The 17,868-nt window shown below is 50.1% G+C and carries 17 protein-coding genes; 11 read left to right on the top strand and 6 right to left on the bottom strand.

Going from position 1 to position 17,868, the window contains the following annotated elements; genetic code table 11:
• Positions 1–317 precede the first annotated feature (317 nt).
• Both WG943_RS18850 and WG943_RS18845 read right to left on the bottom strand, forming a co-directional pair.
• On the bottom strand, positions 318–1,157 hold the full coding sequence (locus WG943_RS18850) for a histidine phosphatase family protein (protein WP_025603802.1): 840 nt from the start codon (positions 1,155–1,157) through the stop codon (positions 318–320).
• A gap of 324 nt (positions 1,158–1,481) precedes the next feature.
• Positions 1,482–2,294, bottom strand: a complete 813-nt coding sequence (locus WG943_RS18845) for a murein L,D-transpeptidase catalytic domain-containing protein (RefSeq protein ID WP_025603803.1) — start codon at positions 2,292–2,294, stop codon at positions 1,482–1,484.
• Positions 2,295–2,946: 652 nt separating this feature from the next.
• On the opposite strand from WG943_RS18845, the gene lpdA reads away from it, so the two are divergent.
• The 3 genes from lpdA to WG943_RS18830 all read left to right on the top strand — a co-directional run bounded on the left by lpdA (position 2,947) and on the right by WG943_RS18830 (position 5,998).
• Positions 2,947–4,341 carry a dihydrolipoyl dehydrogenase gene (lpdA, locus tag WG943_RS18840; RefSeq protein WP_025603804.1) on the top strand — a complete coding sequence of 465 codons (1,395 nt, stop codon included), beginning with the start codon at positions 2,947–2,949 and terminating at the stop codon, positions 4,339–4,341.
• 124 nt (positions 4,342–4,465) lie between these two features.
• Complete coding sequence (locus WG943_RS18835) at positions 4,466–5,206, top strand: ZIP family metal transporter (protein WP_025603805.1); 741 nt, start codon at positions 4,466–4,468, stop codon at positions 5,204–5,206.
• Positions 5,207–5,791: 585 nt separating this feature from the next.
• A complete protein-coding gene (locus WG943_RS18830) occupies positions 5,792–5,998 on the top strand; it encodes a hypothetical protein (protein WP_025603806.1) in 207 nt (68 codons plus the stop codon).
• 410 nt (positions 5,999–6,408) lie between these two features.
• On the opposite strand, the gene WG943_RS18825 is transcribed toward WG943_RS18830, so the two are convergent.
• Positions 6,409–6,765, bottom strand: coding sequence for a SpoIIAA family protein (locus WG943_RS18825; RefSeq protein ID WP_025603807.1), 357 nt, complete (start codon positions 6,763–6,765; stop codon positions 6,409–6,411).
• A 104-nt stretch (positions 6,766–6,869) separates the two neighbouring features.
• Between WG943_RS18825 and WG943_RS18820 the strand changes: the two genes are divergently transcribed.
• The 5 genes from WG943_RS18820 (at position 6,870) to WG943_RS18800 (ending at position 11,845) form a co-directional block, all read left to right on the top strand.
• Entirely contained in the window at positions 6,870–7,781 is a 912-nt protein-coding gene (locus WG943_RS18820) for a cation diffusion facilitator family transporter (protein WP_237151225.1), read from the top strand.
• A gap of 62 nt (positions 7,782–7,843) precedes the next feature.
• Positions 7,844–8,386: an NAD(P)-binding domain-containing protein gene (locus WG943_RS18815; protein ID WP_211233370.1), complete on the top strand. Its 543-nt coding sequence runs from the start codon at positions 7,844–7,846 to the stop codon at positions 8,384–8,386.
• Positions 8,370–8,825: a hypothetical protein gene (locus tag WG943_RS18810; RefSeq protein WP_211233371.1), complete on the top strand. Its 456-nt coding sequence runs from the start codon at positions 8,370–8,372 to the stop codon at positions 8,823–8,825. The genes WG943_RS18815 and WG943_RS18810 overlap by 17 nt, the downstream gene beginning before the upstream one ends.
• 52 nt (positions 8,826–8,877) lie before the next feature.
• Complete coding sequence (locus tag WG943_RS18805) at positions 8,878–10,692, top strand: glycoside hydrolase family 15 protein (protein WP_025603809.1); 1,815 nt, start codon at positions 8,878–8,880, stop codon at positions 10,690–10,692.
• Positions 10,693–10,735: 43 nt separating this feature from the next.
• Positions 10,736–11,845: a glucose 1-dehydrogenase gene (locus tag WG943_RS18800; RefSeq protein ID WP_025603810.1), complete on the top strand. Its 1,110-nt coding sequence runs from the start codon at positions 10,736–10,738 to the stop codon at positions 11,843–11,845.
• Positions 11,846–11,963: 118 nt separating this feature from the next.
• Here WG943_RS18800 and WG943_RS18795 read toward each other — a convergent pair whose 3' ends face one another.
• A complete protein-coding gene (locus tag WG943_RS18795) occupies positions 11,964–12,398 on the bottom strand; it encodes a hypothetical protein (protein WP_025603811.1) in 435 nt (144 codons plus the stop codon).
• Between the two features lie 81 nt (positions 12,399–12,479).
• Positions 12,480–13,859: a sodium:calcium exchanger gene (locus tag WG943_RS18790; RefSeq protein WP_025603812.1), complete on the bottom strand. Its 1,380-nt coding sequence runs from the start codon at positions 13,857–13,859 to the stop codon at positions 12,480–12,482.
• A 622-nt stretch (positions 13,860–14,481) separates the two neighbouring features.
• On the opposite strand from WG943_RS18790, the gene WG943_RS18785 reads away from it, so the two are divergent.
• The 3 genes from WG943_RS18785 to WG943_RS18775 all read left to right on the top strand — a co-directional run bounded on the left by WG943_RS18785 (position 14,482) and on the right by WG943_RS18775 (position 16,617).
• On the top strand, positions 14,482–15,249 hold the full coding sequence (locus WG943_RS18785; protein WP_025603813.1) for a hypothetical protein: 768 nt from the start codon (positions 14,482–14,484) through the stop codon (positions 15,247–15,249).
• A gap of 194 nt (positions 15,250–15,443) precedes the next feature.
• Complete coding sequence (locus WG943_RS18780; protein WP_025603814.1) at positions 15,444–16,076, top strand: hypothetical protein; 633 nt, start codon at positions 15,444–15,446, stop codon at positions 16,074–16,076.
• Positions 16,077–16,260: 184 nt separating this feature from the next.
• On the top strand, positions 16,261–16,617 hold the full coding sequence (locus WG943_RS18775; RefSeq protein ID WP_025603815.1) for a SpoIIAA family protein: 357 nt from the start codon (positions 16,261–16,263) through the stop codon (positions 16,615–16,617).
• Positions 16,618–16,798: 181 nt separating this feature from the next.
• Here the strand turns inward: WG943_RS18775 and rpe are convergent, their stop codons facing one another.
• Positions 16,799–17,455 (bottom strand): ribulose-phosphate 3-epimerase, encoded by a 657-nt coding sequence (gene rpe / locus WG943_RS18770; RefSeq protein ID WP_025603816.1) that lies wholly within the window; start codon positions 17,453–17,455, stop codon positions 16,799–16,801.
• Positions 17,456–17,868: the final 413 nt, after the last annotated feature.

The following is a 17,868-nucleotide window of genomic DNA, read 5'->3' as shown; positions in this document are numbered from 1 at the left end:
GGTAGTAGTGATGGCATTAACTTGCAACTGGAAGAACCTATTTAAAGTATGTATCAGAGTAAAAATAAGGGGACTGTATCCTAAATGCCGCAATGAAGATGAAATCGACGTAGGCAATTTACAAACTGTATAGGTTGCTATCAGGGGCATCACCAAAGCTGAAATGAGTCTTCGAAAACTTTAAACAGGTTTAACAATACTTAGGCTTGCCTTAGTTGTAGAAATTTTACTTGTCGCTATTAATGAGAAGAGAATCGGTACCCCAGCCTCAGTCTTATTCTGTCTCGAACTATTTGCGAAAATGCTTAACGGTTATTTCAGCGGGTTGCGATTGAAGCGCCTTCACTCCCCCTTTCCTGCGGCTCTATCTTGGCTAAAATGATTTTGGACAAGTAACCACTTCCCCCGTCTTGCACGACATGCCATCCCATCTCTTCTAGGTTCTGCTTTATATAGCGGTTTAGGAAACCGTGTGCTACCAGAACCACTTTAGACGTTTCTTCAGTTGCACTGGCCAACTGCTGTGCTGCCTTCCGTGCCCGTTTTCGGGCATCAGCAAAGCTCTCGGCTCCTTGCCGGTCTATGCCCAGCATCCATTTAATACGGGCTGTGGTGGTCCAAAAATTAATGGGCATGCTCATGTTGGGGCTGTGCTTGCCCATAGCCGTTTCAAATTCCCGAAAATCGGGTGAAACAGTCATTTCCCTGTCTGCCCCGAAAATATAGTTTGCTGTTGCCTTGGCGCGATTAATAGAGCTGGCGAAGACAGCGATGTCATCCGGGTTCTCAACTTTTAAAAAGGGAGTATCCGGCACTACTATCCCCACGCTATCATAGTCCTGAACGAACTGCCTGGCCTGGTTATAAGAAAATTTACCTGTTTTCAGCAAGTCAGGCTCTCCATGGCGAACCAGCGCTATTTGCCGAAGGCTGCTGTTTGCAGGCAGCTCCACTTCCTCTTCCTCCAAGAAACGCAACTCCTGAGCTACCGGCACGCCATTTGCGACAACATAGGTAGCCGTAGCCCCGATCTCCTTATATTTATCTTCCAAATTTTCAATGGCTGGCTGGTGCCCGTGATTTCCTTTCGCGTGTACAGATATTGCTGAAAGTAACACTACAACTAAAGTAAAAATCAAGTTTGATATTCTTTTCATACTTTTTGGTAATTAAAATGCGGCAAATAATAAAACCATGCTTCGAGTCGAAAGAAGTTCCTGGATTTGAAGCTTGCTAACAGTCTACTGGGTTTTGTTTTAAGTTTTTTAGGGTAAATATGTTATCCGACTCAAACGTTCCACCTTACAAAGAAGAAGGAAGTTAAAGTCGTACTAACGTCGCTTTTAGCTTTATCCGTTCCATACACTAATTAGTGCAACTTTCCTGCCAGAAGTAGCCTAAGTAAACCAATGGGTGGCAGTACATTAAGGCTGATCAATGTCTACTACTTTAGCCTATAACTTATACCTCTGTGCCCTATGTTATGCCTGAAGATGATCTTCGCCTTTTTTGTCCATGCTGAGGCAAAGGGCTGCCTGCTCTATATCTAAATAGGAAGAAGAATAGGTTTTAGAGGGGCCGTCAATGTAAAGCAGTGTTTTATTTTTTATAGTCTTGATGATGGGTTGAGCAAGATCCAAAGGCAGAGCAGGGCAGCCCTGGCTACGCCCAAGGCGTCCGTTGACCTTGATCCCATCTGCGTTTGCATAAGCCGCCCCATGCACGACAATGTATCTTTGCAGGGCGTTGGTGTTGAACCCCGTGTCAAGCCCCTCTAATTTCAAAGAATTACCATTCTTCCCTTCATAAGTGCCTCGGGTAAGATAAAAGCCGAGGCTGCTCTGGTAGGAACCGGGTGTGTTCGAGAAAGTAGTGGCGAATTCGCCACCGCTGCCTTGGCCGTGGGCCACCCAGGTATTGTACAACACCTCGCGTGCTTCCATGTCAATGACCCAGAGGCGACGCTTTTTGCTGGACTGATTGAAATCGATAACTGTAACCAAAGGTTTTTCTTTAGATAGCAAGCCAGCAGACATCATATTGTGGTAACCCGTTACCGCTTCCCGAAATGTTTCGAGCGAAAGCCCCGATTGTGCTAAACCAGCTGCTTGGTAACTGCTCTCTACATATCGCTCAAAAGTCTGTAAAGGGAAGGCATCTGCTTTGTAAGTATTAGCAGGTACGTACCCTGCTATCTTGCTCACTTTAACTGGCTCTATTGTTGCTGCCTTAACTGGCTCTATTGTTGCTGCCTTAACTGAGGTCGGCTCACTGCCTTTGAGGATAAAGCTCATGCTAAAGTAAACAACAAAGGCAGCTAAAATAAAACTTACGGATCGGATGAAATATTTTCTTTGCATATGGTTCTTTAATAACAGAACAAGTAGAACTAATCTGTTTGTTCCATTTTACAGTTTCCTGAAAGGCAGTGTAGTATTTTCTAGCGTATATGTGCGCCTTTCATGTTTTTAACACAGGAGTAGGTTGGCGAATAAGGGTTGGCGGGAAGAGCAATGGTACTGGTTGTAGGATTCGAAGGCATAGCTATTGAGTTAGTAACGGTGTTTGCCGATGGAGCATTGCCTTTCTGCCTATCCAAAATGTCGTAAGAATCCAACGGATGAAGTTTGACTAAAATTTAAACTGTTCTTCGATGAAGGTATCTCTATTGGACCGAAGTAGATTATTTCTATGAAACTATCTTGAGTGATAGCTAGGGTGTTGGCAGTTATTACAAGGCAGTTCGGGCCGTGCCAAACTATTTATGTCAACGGAGGGTATGATGTCCTTAGTAATAATAAATAAGTGCTCAGTGTGGGAGGCGACAATGTGGCACACTTTGCGCACCATGGCGGAATGGGTTTAGTTAAACCAGGGCCTGACATAGAGAATGGCCTACTCTGGAGGGAAAAGAGCAAAAGGACAGAAACAACAAAGCGATAAATTATGAAATATGATGTAACTGTGATCGGGTCAGGCCCCGGGGGGTATGTGGCCGCTATCCGCTGTGCCCAGCTAGGAATGAAGACTGCCCTTATAGAGAAATACAGCGCGCTTGGCGGAACCTGCCTTAACGTTGGCTGTATACCCTCCAAAGCGCTTCTGGATAGCTCGGAGCGTTTCTATGATGCAAAGCACAAGTTTGGGATGCACGGCATTGGGCTGGATAACCTCCGGGTGGACTTTGGGGAGATGGTTGCCCATAAGGCCGACGTTGTGCAGAAGACAGTAGATGGAGTGGCCTACCTGATGAAAAAGAACAAGGTGGACGTTATTCAGGGGGTCGCCAGCTTCATAAACCCCAGCAGGTTGCAGGTAAAGGGGGAAGGTGCACCTGTGGAGGTGGACACGGCGAAAGTAATCATTGCCACCGGATCAAAGCCTTCTTCCCTGCCATTCATCCAACTAGACAAGAAGCGGGTGATTACCTCCACCGAGGCCCTTTCATTAAAGGAGATACCCAAGTCCCTAATTATTATAGGGGCAGGCGTCATCGGAGCAGAGCTCGGTTCTGTTTATGCAAGGTTAGGGTCAAAGGTAGATGTTGTGGAATTTGCTGATGCCGTCATCCCGAGCATGGACCGGACTATGGGAAAGGAGCTGCAGCGCGCGCTGTCCAAGACGGGCATTAAGTTCCACCTGCAGCACAAGGTCAGGTCGGTACTGGCAGACGCGGACAGGGTGTTGGTGCAGGCAGAGAACGCTACAGGAGGCCAGTTAGAACTGGAGGGGGACATTTGCCTGGTGGCCGTAGGTAGAAAACCCTACACCAGCGGCTTGAATCTGGAAGCAGCCGGGGTAGCGTTAGATAACAAAGAAAGGATTGTAGTGGACGGGAACCTGGAGACAACCGCAAAGGGAGTATATGCTATCGGAGATGTGATACCAGGCCCTATGCTGGCCCATAAGGCTTCAGAGGAGGGAGTCTTTGTAGCGGAGCTGTTGGCAGGGCAGAAGCCACAGCTTAATCCGCTGCTTATCCCAAACGTGGTCTACACCTGGCCGGAGGTAGCCAGTGTGGGCTACACCGAAGAGGAACTTAAGGCAGCAGGTAGGGCGTATAAGTCAGGTTCCTTCCCCTTCCGCGCCAACGCCAGGGCACGTATGAACAACGACCTGGAGGGTCTTATAAAAGTGATTGCTGACAAGGATACGGATGAAGTGCTGGGGGTTCATATGATAGGTCCTCGCGTAGGGGACATCATTGGGGAGGCCGTGACAGCCATGGCCTTCAGGGCGGCGGCAGAGGACATCGCCAGGCTCTCTCACGCGCACCCTACTTTTTATGAGTCTGTGAAAGAAGCCAGTTTGGCCGTGGATAACAGGGCGATGCACTCTTGAGCATGCACAGGATCTTAGGCAGCATGTGTTTCCTCCTGTGCCTGGAAGGAACGCGGCCCCAGTTGTAATGTGAACCTGTAAAGTACAAATCCAGTATAGAGGCTAAATCCTTTGCTAAGTCGCCATGAATGATTACCTACAGGTGCTACTATACGCGGCCATGCCTGCTCTCGGGAACTTTTTCGGAGGCGTGCTGGCAGAAGTATTTAAAGTGTCGGAGAAAACTCTGAGCCTGGCCTTGCATACAGCCGCAGGCATCGTGTTGGCTGTGATCGGCTTGGAATTGATGCCGCAAGCCCTGGAGGCAGAGCAACCCTTCATTCCGGTGCTGGCGTTTGTGGCCGGGAGCGTGTTCTTTGTCTTTCTGGACCAGGGCGTTGGCTACGTGCAGAGCAGGTTTGGCGGGGAAAGCAAAAAAGGCATGAGTGCGGCGATAGCCATCTACATCGGCGTGGCGATTGACCTGTTCAGCGACGGCATTATGATTGGCACGGGCTCCACGGTGGCCGCGAGCCTGGGACTGCTGCTGGCCATTGGGCAGGTTCCGGCAGACATTCCAGAAGGCTTCGCCACCATCGCCACCTTTAAATCAAAGGGGGTGAAGAGAGGGAAGCGCCTGCTGCTCTCCGCCTCTTTTGCCATTCCTATCTTCTTGGGGGCAACTGTGGGGTACTGGGGCGTAAAAGACAGCAAGGAAGTGGTAAAGTTGAGTCTTTTGGCTTTTGTGGCGGGCATCCTGCTGACGGTATCTATCGAAGAGATGCTAACAGAGGCCCATGACAGGCCGGACTCGAAGTGGGCAGCGTTCGCTCTGGCAGGAGGTTTTGCCTTGTTTACGTTACTTGCAGTTTATTTGGAAGAATAGCACTTAACAGGGGCGAATGTGGTGATTGAGATAGAGCTTAACATGCTGGCAAATGCGTGCTACCCTCTGGGCATAACAGGATGACGATTTGAAGAGGCAATGCTTTTCCCATAGTGTTTCTTCCTATTTTGAAATAGTTTCGGGGAATAAATTTCCTGATTAATATTTTTCTGTACGGGATTCTCCGACGAGAGCGCCAGTTAATTCATCAAATGCCCATGCCTCGCATAGGCTTATACATTCCAGCCCAGATTTCAGGAAGGTCTTTACAAGTTCCATTTAAGAAAGGGGCTTGTTTTCTGAAGTAGACCTAAGATGAGAATAGTTAGGATGCTGAGCAGCTGGAGACAGCCGAGAAGACCGCACCATAGTGGCTTGTTTCCTTTTAGCCAGAGCCAAACAAGTAGCCGCTCCCGACTTCACATAGTACTTTAAGGAAAAATACTGAGCGATTTTAGAACAGGCACAGATGTGTATGTATTTAGAATTTAATATTTGGGTTTTTATTCAACAAATATAAATAACGATCAGTCATGCTTTGGCCTTGATACGTATAGGAGAAGAGCAAACAAAATAGCCAAGTGTATGAATGAGCAAAACAATAAAAGAGATCAGCTGAAATCAAATAAAGAGACACATGCAGGTGAAGAGACGCACGCAGACAGCCATACCCCGAGTACAGGTGACAAACCACATGTTGTGGCGGGCGGAAGGAGCCAGAACGTGGAGTCTATTGAGGATATGAAGGAGGATATAAATGCAGGGGAAGACGAGGGGAACGGAAAAAAATAATTTGCAGAATTGCTCGCCAGCGACTTAGTAACCGTCCACTCTATTGGCTGTGCATGTGCTTAAGAGCAGTTGCCGAGAATGGTTAAGGCAGCGTATACATATAAAGCTTAAGTATAAATTTTTCAGATAGTACCAGTAAAAGCTGCCGCACAAGTAAGAACCTGTCTGAGCCTAACGCTGCACTGCAAAATGGAATTTTGTTCGCCTAAGCCTAACTGATCTTCCTGCCGTTATATAAAGCCTTCCGGTCTCCCTTTAAGGCATGTAGCACGATCAGGGGAGCAGCCACAGGATATGCCGTTTCTTAGATTAATTGGGGCTGCATCCGCGACAATACATTTATTTGTAATTTAAGCTCGGGCACAGTATACACCACCCGACTCTGAAGGAGGTCTTATGCGAAAATCAGATCACTGACGCACCCATGCCATGGCCTCCTCCCTTTGCTGCAGGTCAAAGTACTTAACCTCTGCGCTCGTGAAAGGCTTCATTAGCTTTGTGATCCAATTTTCCCAATTCCTGTCACCGACGATTGCGATTCTGTTGAAATTGTTTGTGTGCTGAATATCAAATTTAAGGTCCTCCCACAGCCCCCCAGGCTCCCAGCCTTCCACATTATCCATCTCCCAGTAAAGACTGATTTTCCCGAAACGGTCGATCTTCTCCTCCATTGACGGAACGATTAGGGTATAGTCTTCTTTATCCAGTGAGCCTGTAAACTTCAAGGCCACCAAGTCGGATTTACCTGTTTCTATAGCTTGTACCATAACGCAGTTTGCTCTTGGACCTGTACGTATACACTGCTTCGTGTGTTCCCGTGAGTCTGCACTTAACATATTGAAAGCGCACCCCGTACAACCTTATCTGTACAATGAAAGATGAGTTTATGGCACATGGACATGCTGTATCTGCAAGTAGCCAAAACAAAGGACGGCTCAAGCTGGTACTGACCTTTACTTTGCTTTATATGATCGCCGAGGTGGTTGGAGGCCTTTTAACAGGTAGCCTTGCCTTGCTTGCTGACGCCGGTCACATGCTAACCGACGTAGGGGGACTGGCTTTTGCCCTCATTGCCATTATGTTGGCCGAACGGCCGGCTTCTCCTGAGCGCACCTACGGGTATTATCGCGCAGAGATTCTGGCTGCGCTGGCTAATGCGGTGATACTCATCGGTATCTCTCTTTACATTTTGTATGAAGCATACCAGCGCTTTCTGGACCCACCCGAGGTGGAAAGCAAAGCTATGTTGCTTGTGGCAACCATTGGCTTGGTGGTAAATCTGGCAGGCATGTATATCCTGCGCAAGGGGTCTCAGGAGAGCCTGAACATGAAGGGGGCTTACTTCGAAGTGCTCTCAGACATGCTCACTTCTGTGGGGGTTATTATAGCGGGTGTCATCATGTGGACGACCGGCTGGTACTATGCTGACCCCATTCTATCAGCTGGTATAGGGCTTTTTATTCTGCCCCGCACGTGGGTGTTGCTAAAAGAGGCCGTGGGAGTATTGCTGGAAGGTACCCCTTCAGACGTGAACATAGAGGAGCTGCGCAAAAGCATTGCGGCATTGGAGGGAGTTGAGGAAGTGCATGACTTGCATGTGTGGTCTCTGACATCAGGTGTCAATGCCATGAGTGCCCATGTCGTTGTGGCCACTGACAACAGTGCCTTAAATAATGAGATGCTTAAAAGAATAAGCCAAGACGTCACTTCCAGGTTCAAAATCTCGCACACGACAGTTCAGCTGGAGAGCAGAGGGTATGAGGAAAATGAGACACACCTGTAGTATAGTGGTGTGTGAGCGAATTATTTATAAGTAAAACGGAAAGCTTTAGATAAAAAGCATACATGAAGGAAACAGAAACCATCGGGATTATAGGGCTGGGCAGAATGGGAGGGAACCTTGCCCTGCAGGCCCTGGAGAAAGGCTACAGAGTAGTTGGATACGATAAAGCGGGCGCAACCAACGAGCTGATCGCCGCTGGCCTGAAGAACTGTCTCTCCCTGCAGGAGCTGCGGGAGAACCTGCCTGCAAACTGTGTGATCTTCATCTATGTCATCGCCGGCCCTATTGTGGAGGACATCCTAGCGGAAACCACCAAGGTGCTGCAGCCGGGTGATACAGTTGTGGACGGTGGAAACTCCTACTGGGGCGACTCCCTGAGAAGGCACCAATGGCTAAAAGCACAGGGTTTCAACTTCATAGACTGCGGCACGAGCGGCGGAGTGGAGGGCGCTCGCAACGGGGCCTGCTTTATGGTCGGAGGTGAGCAGGAGGTGGTAGCTCTCTTTGAGCCCCTGTTCAAGAGCCTTGCTGTACCCGGGGGGCTATGTCCATGCAGGCCCTCCGGGCGCCGGCCACTTCACAAAGCTGGTGCACAACGGGATTGAGTTCGGGATGCTGCAGGCGATTGGGGAAGGTGTGGACCTGCTTGCCAGCTACCGTGAGCAACTAAACCTGCCCGGTATCATAGAGGCATGGAATCATGGCTCTGTCATCCGGTCCTGGCTGATAGAGCTGCTCGGGAAAATCTACCACGAGCGGGGGGGCTTTGAGAACGTGCCGGGTTATGTGGAGGATACCGGGGAGGTCAATTGGCTGGTAAACGATGCCATGCACATGGAGGTGCCCGTGCCCGTCATTTCGCAGGCGGTTATGCAACTGATTGCCTCCCGCGAAAAAGACAAGGTATGGGCCAAGGCCATTGCCATGATGCGGAACGGCTTTGGCGGTCACCCGTTCGGGCCGAACGAGTACATTGCCTCCTACCGCTCCACCAGCAGGTTAGGCGGGTATCCCAGCATACCGGAACCGCCCTCTGGAATGTAAGCTGCGTCAAGCTTTAAACTCATCTGTCATGTACTGTTAACGATACAACTGAATGCAATACCAGCCTATTGAGAACTACGGCGTGATCGGTGACCTTAACACGGTTGCCCTCGTCGGACTGAACGGGTCTATCGACTTCCTCTGCTTCCCTAACTTTGACTCGCCTTCTGTTTTTGCCGCCCTGCTCGACAGTGAGAAAGGCGGTGCGTTCCGAATTTGCCCTACTGATGGCGAGGTGAGGAACAAGCAGGTGTACCTCCCGGAGACGAACGTGCTCCTAACCCGCTTTCTCTCGGATGAGGGCGTGGCGGAGGTCACGGACTTCATGCCCGTGGATCCTTTGTACCCTGGCCATGTACTCATAAGGCGCGTCAGTGGCGTGACAGGGTGCATGAAGTTCAGAATGGAGTGCGCGCCGCGCTTTAACTACGGCAGGAGCGCCCATCGGCTGGAGCAGAACGACCGGGAGCTTATCTTTCGCAGCGAGGGTCCGGATGGTGTTGTGCTCCGGCTGGTCAGCTCAGTTCCCCTTGAGGTGCGTGCGGACGACGGCTGCGCAGAGTTCACGCTGAACCTAAATGAGCATGTGGATTTTACACTGGAACTGCTAACCGATCCGAATACCCCGCTGGATGATCTCTCCGAATTTGTGGAGGAAAGACTGTTTGAGACGGTAAACTTCTGGAAGGATTGGGTGGCGCAGTGCTCCTATAGTGGGCGTTGGGTGGAGACAGTTCACCGGTCAGCCCTGGTGCTGAAGCTGATGACCTCCTGCAAGTACGGCTCTATGGTCGCGGCCCCTACCTTCAGCCTTCCGGAAGAGCTGGGAGGCTCGCGCAACTGGGACTACCGCTTTACCTGGATCCGCGATGCCTCCTTCACTGTCTATTCCCTCCTGCGCATGGGGTACACCAAGGAAGCAGAAAGCTTTGTAAACTGGGTGGAGCGGCAGTGCCATGACATAGGCAACGCCGGCGCCCTCGGATTGATGTACACCCTGGACGGCAGACAAGAGCTGCAGGAGACAATCCTTCCGAACCTGGAGGGATACAAGGGCTCCAGCCCAGTGAGAATAGGGAACGCAGCTTATGCGCAGGTACAGCTGGACATTTACGGCGAACTACTGGATTCGGTGTACCTGTTCGATAAGTACGGGGAGCGCATCTCCTACCACTTTTGGCAGGACCTTTCGCGCCAGGTAGAGTGGGTGTGCGACAATTGGCACAGGGAGGACGAGGGCATATGGGAGGTGCGCGGCGGGAAGCGGGAGTTCCTCTACTCCAGGCTCATGTGCTGGGTCGCCATCGACAGGGGCATGAAAATCGGCCGCAGGCACTCCTACCCCTTTCCTAAAAGGTGGAAGAAGGAGCGGAACAGGATTTTTTTCTCCATCCACACAGACTTCTGGAGCGAAGAGTTGCAGACCTTTGTCCAGTTTAAGGGGGCAAAGACGGTGGATGCGGCCACCCTATTGATGCCTTTGGTGAGGTTCATCAGTCCCAAGGACCCTCGCTGGCTCTCCACCCTCGACAGGATCGAGAAAGAGCTCGTCTCGGACTTTCTGGTTTACCGCTACCGGCCTAATGAGGAGGTAGAGGGGCTCTCGGGGGGCGAGGGAACTTTCTCCATGTGCACGTTCTGGTATGTGGAGTGCCTGGCCCGCGCGGGGCAGCTGCACAAGGCGCGGCATTACTTTGAGAAAATGTTGGGCTATGGCAACCATCTGGGCCTTTACGCCGAGCAGCTTAGCCTGAAGGGGGAGCACCTGGGCAACTTCCCGCAGGCTTTCACCCACTTAGGGCTCATCTCTGCCGCTCTGTCTCTTAATGAGCAGCTAAACGATGAGCGGAATAATACCTCTGCCTGAACAGGCAGAGTCGGGAAAGTAAAAAATATAACAGGAAGATACCATGAAAGCACTGTCCCTAACACCTCATTCCTGGCAGCTGGATTTAATCGATGTGCCTGAGCCCAGGATAGTTTTCCCTAATCAGGTTAAACTAAGCGTACTGGAGGTGGGTATCTGCGGCACAGACAGGGAGCAGGTCGTGCAGAAGAACGTGGAAGAGCCTGCCGGGCCCCAAGGGCTGGTGATAGGGCATGAGATGCTGGGGCAGGTGGTGGAGATAGGCACAGAGGTAAGAAGCGTTCGCGTAGGGGACCTGGCCGTGGTAACAGTCAGGAGGGGTTGCGGGCTGTGCAAGCCCTGCAGGAATAACCGCAGCGACATGTGCTACACGGGTCTCTATAAGGAAAGGGGAATCAAAGGCCTGAATGGCTATGAGACGGAGTACGTGGTGGAGGAGGAGCTTTACGTGGTGAAGGTTCCGGAAAGTATAAGGGAGCTGGGCGTGCTGACGGAGCCGATGTCTGTGGCAGAAAAGGCAATCGACGAGGCGCAGAATGTGCAAGCGGCGCGCCTGCCAGAGGTCGCCGGGGAAGGGTGGCTTGCGGGGAAAAAAACGCTGGTGGCCGGTCTTGGTCCCATCGGCTTGCTTGCAGCGGTAGCCCTAAGACTTCGTGGCGCCGAGGTGATCGGAATGGACATCGTAGACGAGACTACGAAGAGGCCTTTGATACTGAAGGAACTGGGAGGCCAGTATTTAGATGGCCGAAAGGTGAGTGCCTTGGAGATAGATGAACGGTACGGACAGGTTGACTTTATCTTTGAGGCCACGGGTATAGCCAAGCTTGGCTTTGAGCTGATCGACGCGCTGGGAGTCAACGGAATATATGTGATGACAGGCATTCCGCACGGCGACCGCCCCGTCTGCATACTTGGAGCAGAGCTCATAAAACAGATGGTTCTGAAGAACCAAATTATCCTTGGGAGCGTGAACGCGGGAATACAGCATTTTGAGCTGGCCATTGAGGACCTGCAGCGGGCCAAGCAGCGGTGGGGGAACCTGACTACAAATATTATTACTACCCGTGTCAGTTATCAGCAGTTCAGCAGTGCCCTCAATTTCAGGTCTGTGGATGACATTAAGACGGTGATAGAGTGGAACGGCACGGACTAAAAGAAATGGTGGTCCCTGCTACCAGTAAGCTGAAACCTATGCGTAAAAAAGGTTGAGCGTCACCGGAATATTCATTAGCACATTCACATGTCAGAAGACCGTTGCTTAGGCTCTTCTGTTAGCTTTCCTGTCCGCCTCCCTCTTTGGTCCAGCTTGTGAATTCGCTTTGACTTATTTGTCTGTTCTGGTCTTTGTCCACCACTTCAAATAGACCTTCCCTGAACTCTTCCTCAGAAACTTGGCTGTCGCCGTTCAGGTCCCACTCACCGAACTTTTCCACTGTGGAAACCTTGTACCCGCCCAGATAATTATTTACCCCGGCCCTCCACTCGTCTTCGCTCAAAGAACGGTCTCCGTCTTGGTTCCACCTCTCAAAGTACTTCTCTTCGGCAACCGCGTTGTAGAACTCTTTATCATCTAAAAAGTCGTTCTTGTCCTTATTGTAGGCCTTATATAACTCTTTTCCTTCGCCGCCTTGGTTACAGGCAGAAAGACCTAAACTAAAAAGGCTTATCAGTATCCAAAAAGGCAAGCCATATAACTCTTTTTTCATAGCATGAGAGGTTTTATGAAACACTTGTTTAATAAAGATTATAGGTTCAGCTTTATCAACAGAGAGTTCTTGATTTTTGCTTTATTTCCCTTTCTGCGACCTGATACCCTCCCTATACAGGCTTACAAACTCGCTTTCGCTTATCTGCCTGTTCCCGTCCTTGTCTACAGCCTCGAACAGGCCCTCCCTGAACTCCTCCTCCGAAATCTGGCTATCGCCGTTCAGGTCCCACTCACCGAGCTCTTCTATCTGGTTAACCTTGTACCCGCCCAGGTTCTCGCTGATGCCAGCCCGCCACTCTTCTTCGCTAAGGGACGCATCGCCGTCCTGGTTCCAGGTCTCGAAGTAACCTATCTTGGCCACGGCCTTGTAGAACTCCCCGTCCTCCAGGTAGTCGTTCTTATCCTCGTTGTACACCTTAAAAAGGTTAGCTCCTTCACCAGACGGTCCGCCAAACACCTGGAGCACCCCAAACAGCATGACCCCAACATACACCGGCACGACAGCCCCCAGGGTGTAGACCTGCCAGCGGTTAAAGCCGTGCCGCCCGTTCTTTCCACCCCAGTGGATAAAGGCGGAGTACAGAATGCCCACTAGTCCCGCAAAGCTCAGGATGGTGATGTACAGGGTGAGATCTTTAACAGGCACGGTCACCAAGGCAAGGGGCAGGAAGGCGACGGTCATCGTGACGGCGTGGTCCCCGATCACACTGGTGACTGCAGAGGTGATCTGCCCAGTTTTAGCCACACTCCAGGTGGCGAATATCTCCGGCAGGGCGGCCATGGGAGCTGTAATAAACAGGCCGCCTACTATCTTGGAGATACCCAAAGCGGCGACGATATTCTCGGTAGCCTTTACCGTGAAGAAAGCCCCCAGCCCCAGGGCGACAAGGCCAGCCACTGCTAGGTAAATTTCCTTCTTTTTCCACTCCACCTTTTCCCCTTCCTTCCTGCCCCGAAGCAGGGCCTGCGCTAGGTACACCAGGTACACGCCCAGCATGATCCAGCCATCCGTGGGCTGCAGCCCACGCCACTGCGCTGGCACGGTGAGGATGGCCACTACGGCGACTATTACCAGGTAAGGGAGTGCCTGTACGGTTACGGCGGTGTGATCTACTTTCAGCAGGTGCTCCTTCACATGCTGCTCATGGTCTTTGCCCGCATTTCCCTTTTTAAGGTGGCGGGTGGCAATGTAGGCGGTTACCACCATGAAGGGAATAGCAATGACATTGGATCCGAACATAGTCCCCAGGCCGATATCGGCTACGCCTGTAACAGCGCTGGCAATGTTGATGCCGATCTCAGGGCTCGCGGCGGCCACGCCCACCAAGGCTCCTCCAGCCGCTACGGAGAAGCCCCACTGCTTCCGCAGCTTCTTCAGGGGCTTTGCCAAATGTTCTGCTCCCCACTGCGCTGCCCATATGGCCGCAATCAAGACAAGGACCCAAATCCATACGCTCATGCAGCACCTCCTTCAACTGTGGGGGACTGAACATAAGTTTTAGATTTATTCATAATTATCTACTAATGACTACGAACATTAGGTGCGGTTCTCGTTTACGCAGATAAGCATCTAACAGTTAAATAAGCCCCGCAACATGTAAGCGAACACTCCCTTATCAGCAGCTTGGACGGCACCAAACGCTCTGGTGGAACTTCCGCTGATGGTCTATTTCACTTCCTTTGCATAGGCTCCACTAGTCCTGGTTGCTTTCTGAACCTGATTTTACAACTTCTTGACTTTGCTTCATCTAAAATTACTTGGTGGTAATTGTTATAGGGTAAGACTATGCCCTTCTTTTAAACAAGCCTGAAAGAACGAGTGTTATTTTGCCTAGAGATGTGAAGTTTAAGAAGTGATGGACCCAGTGTAGTAAAGACCCAAGAGTAGAATAATCTGGAGGAGAAGCATCTATTTAAGTTGATACCGGGTAAGTATAGCAAAGGGCCGAATAGAGGGAATAAATATTAACCCGCTTTGGTGGACTGAATGGCTATAAACTGACAAGTCCGCAGCCAGGGATGGTGTGAATCAGAAATGGACACAGCGGAAAGCCTTTTTCCTATTTCAACTTTAAAAGCAAATGGACGAAAACAACGTTGGGATTCCTTTAGCAGCTGGGGCAGGCCTTGCAGCAGTTCATATCTTCTCTAATTACCTGAGGGTGCTGGACGGGGTGCCTAGGAATCGCTTTCTATCGGTTGCCGGAGGTATGTCCGTGGCCTTTGTTGTGCTACGCCTGCTACCAGGGATAAGCAAAGGACAGGAAAAGGTTCTTAAGAACATAAATAAGGACTCCTTATTATCAGCCTTAGACCAGCATGTGTATATCCTGGTGCTGCTAAGCATGTTCATCTTTTACGGCTTAGAGCATTGGGCAAGGGCATCAGTGGAAAGGCAGAGGCAAAAGCAGCGGAAGGGCGTTACGAGCGCAAGGGTCTTTTGGATTCACATGATGACGTTTGCATTCATGAACGCACTGATAGGCTATTTGCTTGTTCACAGGATGAACGAGGGGCTTTTGCCCTTACTGCTTTTCTTCGTGGCCATGTTTCTCAAGTTTATCGTCAATGATAACGGGCTACACAACCTCCATAAGCAGGGATATGATCAGAAGGGACGTTGGCTACTTGCTGCTGCCGTGTTACTGGGCTGGGGCATTAGTGTTCTTACTGTACTGCCAGAAGTAGTGCCCGTGCTCCTGCAGGCGTTTTTAGCCGGGGGGGTGCTGTTGAACGTTCTCAAAGAAGAATTACCAAGTGCTGGAAAAAGCAGCTACTGGGCCTTTGCCATAGGAGGTTTGAGCTACGCCGCCCTTTTGCTCTTCCTGTACTACCAGAGGCCGGGTTAAGGCTGCTATTCGCTTTTACTAAATAATAAAATGCGAGCTCAATTGTTGGCTGCGGAGCTGTGGAGGCAGGTGACAGAAATGTAGCCTCCTTAGGTAGCCGCTGCCATGGGAGGGAAAGAAGGTTTTTTGCCAGATCTGCCTGAGCATAGTAGGTCAGGCAGATCTGGCAAGAGAGGTACCACAATAAGTCATTTATGGAATTCAAAACTTATAGAGATGAAGCGCTCTACTGCTACCTAAGTGCAGCTAAGCCACCTTTCGTTCAGGATGTACTGAGTGTTGGCAGCAGCGACAGCAGTGGCGATCCGCGTAAAAGGCTAAAGCAGTATTTAAGCAAGGCTGCGGATCTGTCGGAAGGGAAAAACCTGTGGGTGATGATAAGAGAGACCCCGGAGAGCGCAAGGCAGTTCCGCCACCTGCAGCCCCTGCGCATCGGCTGGAAGTACGATGTGGTTGCCAACGACACAGAAGGTGTGGGGGTTGACAAGGGATTCGTGCCGGTGGAGGCCCCGTACAGTCCGCTGCATAGCGATCAGGGCCAGGCAAGCCTCCTTTTCCAGGTACCGGGCCTCATACTTCTCCTGAGGCTGACAGAGGATGCCTTGGGTGATGCTGACTCGCATGTCACAGTACTGGCCCTGCAGCAGGAAGAAGAAATATTCAAGGAGGTACTCATGGGCAGCCGGACGCCCCAGCTGCCGACCATGCTTGGGGACGGGGACCTTTTTATTAACATCGCAGTTGGGAAAGCACAGGGATACTATGATACCTTCCTTTTGAAGGCCAAAAGTGATATGGAGAATCCGCTGCTGGCCCTTACCTCCTGATAAACAATTTCAAGACATAAGGCTATCAAGAGAGCATGAATAAAGTTCTACAAGTTCTGATGAATGTGGCTATGCAGGCGCCGAGGAACTGTATAGTTAGGAGAAATGCTCAAAGGAGTAGGCGTTGGAAAGGGGTATTACAAGAGCTGAAATGAGCTCAAGCAACATTTAACGAACATTCACGATGCTACAGATTTTAGACTTTACGCGAGGCAACATCATCGCCACCAAGGCTGATGGGATACTGAGAGAAGAAGACATGGAGCGCATACACCCGCTCATCCACAGCATAATAGACAGTGGCCAGAAAGTGAGGTGGTATTTTGAGATGGATCGATTTACCGGCTGGGACGCAGAGGGGCTTTGGGAAGACTTGAAAATTGACCTGAAACACGTAAACGATTATGAGAGAATCGCTATGGTGGGCGAAAAAAAGTGGCAGGACTGGATGACGCAACTCATGAAGCCTTTTACCTCCGCAGAAATTAAATATTTCGATTTAACCGAAAGAGAGACCGCCATAGCCTGGATGAGAAAATGAAGCCTCAAAGAAGCTTAACTTTGTGTTATCTGCAGGACTAATTTGCTTGAGGTTGATATACTTTAAAGGCAAGTGTGGAGGTTCAGCGGGTTGCCTACAGCTTATCTCTTGAAGAGGTTTTTAAGGCACTACCGCTGCGCTGAGGATGAAGCGCATTTGTTGGGAGGGCTCTGTGCCAACATCACTTGGCCTGTGCTCCCTTTAGGGCCGCTATCGCTTGCCTGGGGTCACTGGAGTCAAACACGCTGCTTCCCGCCACAACGGCGTCTGCCCCTGCGCTAACCACGTCTGTTACATTTGTCTGATTGATTCCTCCGTCCACTTCAATCAAAGCAGCAGCGCCTTTCCTTCTAATCAACTCTTTAAGCTGGCTTATCTTTTCAAGTGTTTGGGGAATGAACTTTTGTCCGCCAAAGCCGGGGTTTACGGACATCAGGCACACCATGTCCAGGTCCTGTATTACGTACTCCAGGTACCCGAGAGGCGTGTGCGGGTTCAGGGCAACACCAGCTTTACAGCCTAAACGCTTTATCTGTTGTACCACACTGTGCAGGTGCGTGCAAGCCTCTGCGTGCACGGTCATTTGGTTTATGTTGAAGCGGGCAAAGGTCTCCAGGTAACGCTCAGGCTGCACAATCATCAGGTGCAGCTCCACGGGCTTTTTAGTGTGCTGCTGAATTGCTTTGAGTACAGGGGTACCAAAGGAAATGTTCGGGACGAATACCCCGTCCATCACGTCTACGTGTAGCCAGTCAGCCTTACTCTCGTTCACCGCTGCTAAAGTTCTGCTGAGATGGGCAAAGTCTGTTGACAGTATGGAGGGAGCAACGAAGGTCATTTTAGGAAGCAGTTTAAGATTCTGTGATGCAATTAGAAAACCATGCACAGCCTGTTAACTGCAGAAACAGCAATCTTGTTACCTCCACCATGGTTCTGCCGCTGCTCTATGCGGTCTCTTTGGTTTTTGCAGCTCATTGGTAGATAGCACTTACACAACTAGAGAGAGTTCCCAAAACAACTTTCATGTTTAGTAAAAGGATTATCTTCAGTAATAGAAGTAGTCAAAGTTAAAACTAGAGCTGAGCCACAATGGTAAGTGAAACAATAGTTTTACATTTTATACAAATAATGTATAATGCCTTATTTTTTATATAATTATTTACTAAATAAATCAATAATTAACTAATAATATATACTTAAATAATATTTAAACGTAGATTTAGTTAAAGATATCCATGATCTAAGTAAACT

The organism is Pontibacter sp. H249, assembly GCF_037892465.1.
Lineage (GTDB): Bacteria > Bacteroidota > Bacteroidia > Cytophagales > Hymenobacteraceae > Pontibacter.
The sequence above is the reverse complement of the archived record's forward strand: the minus strand, read 5'-3'. Positions and strand labels throughout refer to the sequence as shown.

Excerpts from the sequence above, each read along its gene's own strand:
- WG943_RS18845 (WP_025603803.1), bottom strand. The coding sequence starts at position 2,294 with ATGAGCTTTATCCTCAAAGGCAGTGAGCCGACCTCAGTTAAGGCAGCA.
- WG943_RS18775 (WP_025603815.1), top strand. The coding sequence starts at position 16,261 with ATGCTACAGATTTTAGACTTTACGCGAGGCAACATCATCGCCACCAAG.
- WG943_RS18815 (WP_211233370.1), top strand. The coding sequence starts at position 7,844 with ATGAAGGAAACAGAAACCATCGGGATTATAGGGCTGGGCAGAATGGGA.
- WG943_RS18820 (WP_237151225.1), top strand. The coding sequence starts at position 6,870 with ATGAAAGATGAGTTTATGGCACATGGACATGCTGTATCTGCAAGTAGC.
- lpdA (WP_025603804.1), top strand. The coding sequence starts at position 2,947 with ATGAAATATGATGTAACTGTGATCGGGTCAGGCCCCGGGGGGTATGTG.
- WG943_RS18800 (WP_025603810.1), top strand. The coding sequence starts at position 10,736 with ATGAAAGCACTGTCCCTAACACCTCATTCCTGGCAGCTGGATTTAATC.
- WG943_RS18825 (WP_025603807.1), bottom strand. The coding sequence starts at position 6,765 with ATGGTACAAGCTATAGAAACAGGTAAATCCGACTTGGTGGCCTTGAAG.
- WG943_RS18835 (WP_025603805.1), top strand. The coding sequence starts at position 4,466 with ATGAATGATTACCTACAGGTGCTACTATACGCGGCCATGCCTGCTCTC.
- WG943_RS18785 (WP_025603813.1), top strand. The coding sequence starts at position 14,482 with ATGGACGAAAACAACGTTGGGATTCCTTTAGCAGCTGGGGCAGGCCTT.
- WG943_RS18795 (WP_025603811.1), bottom strand. The coding sequence starts at position 12,398 with ATGAAAAAAGAGTTATATGGCTTGCCTTTTTGGATACTGATAAGCCTT.
- WG943_RS18780 (WP_025603814.1), top strand. The coding sequence starts at position 15,444 with ATGGAATTCAAAACTTATAGAGATGAAGCGCTCTACTGCTACCTAAGT.
- rpe (WP_025603816.1), bottom strand. The coding sequence starts at position 17,455 with ATGACCTTCGTTGCTCCCTCCATACTGTCAACAGACTTTGCCCATCTC.
- WG943_RS18830 (WP_025603806.1), top strand. The coding sequence starts at position 5,792 with ATGAATGAGCAAAACAATAAAAGAGATCAGCTGAAATCAAATAAAGAG.
- WG943_RS18805 (WP_025603809.1), top strand. The coding sequence starts at position 8,878 with ATGCAATACCAGCCTATTGAGAACTACGGCGTGATCGGTGACCTTAAC.
- WG943_RS18790 (WP_025603812.1), bottom strand. The coding sequence starts at position 13,859 with ATGAGCGTATGGATTTGGGTCCTTGTCTTGATTGCGGCCATATGGGCA.
- WG943_RS18850 (WP_025603802.1), bottom strand. The coding sequence starts at position 1,157 with ATGAAAAGAATATCAAACTTGATTTTTACTTTAGTTGTAGTGTTACTT.